The following is a 753-nucleotide window of genomic DNA, read 5'->3' on the forward strand; positions in this document are numbered from 1 at the left end:
GCCAGCACCACCACCGGCGATGGCCAGTCCGGCCAGCGGTCGACCAGCGCCACGGCCTGGTTGTTGGTGCCGGAGACGACGAGTTCGTCGCGCGAATAGCCGGTGCCATGGCCGAGATCGAGCGGCAACTGGCGTGGCGGGTCGGTTGGCTGGGCGGTCACTTCAGCGACGCGGTTGCGTGCGGTGGCCGCCGCCGCGATCGGCCGGGAGCTGCGGCACAGGTGCCGCGCCGCGGCCCTTGTAGAGCGGCGATTCGAGATAGCGGGCAATGGCGAACCGCACCAGCACGGCGACGGCCGCAGAAGCCGGCACCGCGATCAACAAGCCGACGAAGCCGAACAGCGCACCGAAGGCAAACAGCGAAAACATCAGCCATACCGGGTGCAGGCCGACGCTCTTGCCGACCAGCCGCGGCTGCAGGATGTTGCCCTCGATGAACTGGCCGATGAAGAACACGACCGCGACCGCGACGATCATCGTCCAGTCCGGCCAGAACTGGACGAAGGCGACGCCGACGGCCAGCACCAGCCCGGTCAGCGAGCCGACATAGGGGATGAAGGAGATCAGCCCGGCGAAGACGCCGATGAGGATGGCGAAGTTCAGCCCCGTCAGCGTCAGGACGGTGGCGTACATGGCGCCCAGCACAAGGCAGAGAGTGCCCTGCCCGCGCCCGAAGCCGGCGGTGGCGGTGTTGATCTCGCGGGCAAGCGCCCTGACCGTCTCGACATAGTCGCGCGGCACCCAGCTGTCGAC

At 68.5% G+C, this 753-nt stretch carries 1 protein-coding gene; it reads right to left on the reverse strand.

Annotated features, from left to right (window positions below):
- Positions 1–162: 162 nt before the first annotated feature.
- The coding region (locus EN984_RS36525; protein WP_164766013.1) for an AI-2E family transporter at positions 163–753 on the reverse strand (591 nt) is incomplete at its 5' end.

It is taken from the genome of Mesorhizobium sp. M7A.F.Ca.CA.004.12.1.1 (assembly GCF_003997835.1).
In the GTDB taxonomy this organism is placed as follows: Bacteria; Pseudomonadota; Alphaproteobacteria; order Rhizobiales; family Rhizobiaceae; genus Mesorhizobium.